The sequence below is a fragment of the Cellulomonas hominis genome (assembly GCF_005239125.1).
Classification (GTDB): Bacteria; Actinomycetota; Actinomycetes; order Actinomycetales; family Cellulomonadaceae; genus Cellulomonas; species Cellulomonas hominis_A.
The window spans coordinates 1-2,355 of record NZ_SZYE01000309.1; the positions used below are offsets into that span (position 1 = coordinate 1).

Annotated in this window: 3 protein-coding genes; 2 read left to right on the top strand and 1 reads right to left on the bottom strand. The window is 78.4% G+C overall.

Features of this window, described 5'->3' with window-relative positions:
* Nucleotides 1-238 precede the first annotated feature (238 nt).
* Entirely contained in the window at nt 239-646 is a 408-nt protein-coding gene (msrB, locus tag FA014_RS19195; protein WP_154731205.1) for a peptide-methionine (R)-S-oxide reductase MsrB, read from the top strand.
* Nucleotides 647-716: 70 nt separating this feature from the next.
* Nucleotides 717-1,613, top strand: coding sequence for an NERD domain-containing protein (locus FA014_RS19200; protein ID WP_154731206.1), 897 nt, complete (start codon nt 717-719; stop codon nt 1,611-1,613).
* 64 nt (nt 1,614-1,677) lie between these two features.
* Here the strand turns inward: FA014_RS19200 and FA014_RS19205 are convergent, their stop codons facing one another.
* Nucleotides 1,678-2,145 carry a MarR family winged helix-turn-helix transcriptional regulator gene (locus FA014_RS19205; protein ID WP_230323440.1) on the bottom strand — a complete coding sequence of 156 codons (468 nt, stop codon included), beginning with the start codon at nt 2,143-2,145 and terminating at the stop codon, nt 1,678-1,680.
* Nucleotides 2,146-2,355 lie beyond the last annotated feature (210 nt).

Below are 2,355 nucleotides of genomic sequence, written 5' to 3' on the forward strand. Positions count from 1 at the left end.
CGCCGGCCGCGGGCGTTCCGGCGGCGGCGCGCAGTAGCAGCCGCTCCGGCGGCCCGGCGGTCACCGCCGGGCACGCCCCACCCGCGCACGACCCGCCCGCGACCGGCCTCCGGTCGCGGGCGGTCGTGCGTCCGGGCACGGCGCGAGGAACACCGCGGGCCACGCCCGTGTTCTGGCTCCCGGTGGACCAGCCCCGGCCGCAGCGGGCGGGGCGTCCGCCGGGCGAGAGGAGACCGCGATGGCGGAGAAGACCTACGAGGTCACGAAGGACGAGTCGCAGTGGCGGGTCGAGCTGGACCCCGCCGAGTTCCAGGTGCTGCGCCTGGCCGGGACGGAGCGCCCGTGGACCGGTGAGCTGCTCGACGAGCACCGCGAGGGCGTGTACCGCTGTCGTGCCTGCGGCAACGAGCTGTTCCGGTCGGAGACCAAGTTCGACTCCCACTGCGGGTGGCCGAGCTTCTTCTCCCCGCTGGCGGGCGACAAGGTCGAGCTGATCGAGGACCGCAGCCTCGGCATGGTGCGCACGGAGGTCCGCTGCGCGAAGTGCGGGTCGCACCTGGGGCACGTCTTCGACGACGCGCCGCAGACCCCGACCGGTGACCGGTACTGCATGAACTCCGTGAGCCTGACCTTCGACCCGAAGTAGGCTGCCCCCCGTGTGGGGGAGGGGAGCGCCGATGCTTCAGGGAAAGCGGTCCGATGCCGATATCCCGGACGTGGAGCAGGCCCTGATCGTCCGCCGGTGGCGCCGTTACGGCGCCGACCGGCTGTACGTCACGGCCGAGACCGGTGCGCCCCTCGGCAGCGTCGACCTCGCCACCGGCCAGGTGGCCGTCGAGGCCGACGCCGCCGCCCTGGAGGGCGAGGGGCTGGAGCAGGCCGTGCGCGGCGCCGCGCAGGCCTACCTGCGGGCGGACGTGCCCGAGCTCGTCGTCCCCGCGGCCGAGGTGGTCCCCGAGGAGCCGCAGCCCGAGCCGGACCCGCGTCCCCGGGGACGGCGGGCCCGCCGGGACGGCGCTCCGGAGCAGCCCCCGGCCCCGGACGACGCCGGTGCCCCGGCCCCCCGCGGCCGGCACCGGGCGGACGACCTGGTCAGCCCGCGCGCGGACGCCGAGCCGCGCGGCCTGCGCGAGTCCCTGTGCGACCGGCTCGACCGGCTGCTGCTCGACGGCTGGCACGTCCTGCACGACGTCCCCGTGGGCCGGCAGGGGTCGGTCGTCGCGCACCTGCTGATCGGCCCGCCGGGCGCGTTCGCCGTCGCCGAGCGGCCCGCCGCCGCGTCCGGGCCGGAGCGGCTCGTGCTCGACTCGCGGCACCTGTCCGCGGACGGCCGGGGCGTCGCCGACCTGCGCGACGTGCGGCTCACCGCCGCCCGGGCCGGGTCGCTGCTGCGCGCGGCCGTCGGGTCGCCCGTCGCGGTCCGCGGCGTGCTGGTCGTGCACGGCACGGTCGAGGTGCTCGCGCCGTCGCCGTACGACGCGCTGGTGCTCCCCGACGGGGACGTGCCGGACGTGTTCACGGCGATGCCGGCGCGCTGGTCGCCCGGGCGGGTCGACGCGGTCGCGGCGATCGCCCGGCGGCGCAGCACCTGGGCGCTGAGCCGCGCGGTCTGACGGCGCGCGGAGCCGCTGCCCGCGCGGGCGCGGGCAGCGCCACCTGCCCCCGCCGCGTGCCCCGTCAGGACCCGGGGTGCAGGCGCGGCGGCAGGGACGTCAGCGACGCGTTGAGCCGGTGCAGCTGGTCCGCCAGGACGCCGCGGTCCTCCTCCGACCAGGTCCCCAGCGCCGCCGACAGGTAGACCCGGCGGGCCTCCCGGGCCGCGTCCACCCGGCGCGCGCCCTCCGCGGTCACCCGGATCAGCTGGCCGCGCGAGTCGTCCGGGTCGGGGCGGCGCTCGATGAGCCCGAGCTGCTCCAGGCGGCCGAGCTGGCGCGACATCGTGCCGCGGCCGACGCCGATGTGCTCCGCGAGCTCGCTGGCCCGCACGTCGGGCTCCCGCTCGATGCGCACGAGCAGCGGGTAGGCCGACGGCTCCAGGTCGGGGTGCACCTCGCGCGCGAGACGCTCCGCCGAGGCGCGCGCACGGCGCAGCAGGAGCCCGAGCTCGGACTCGATGCGCGCGACGGGGTCGGTCGGGGTGTCCACCGCCCCATTGTGGATGACGCGAGGCGCCCGGTCGTCGGTGACGACCGGGCGCCTCGCGTGGTGTCCGGGGTCGGGCCCGCGCGGCCCGGACGGGCGGGCCCCCGGTGGGAGGACCGGGGGTCCGCCGGCGTCAGGCCCGGTGGGCCGGGGCGGTCTGCTCCGCGTCGGCCTGCTGGCCGACCGCCTGCTGCGCGCCCGGGGTGCCGGCCT

Coding starts and splice junctions, on each gene's coding strand:
- msrB (WP_154731205.1), top strand. CDS start 239: ATGGCGGAGAAGACCTACGAGGTCACGAAGGACGAGTCGCAGTGGCGG.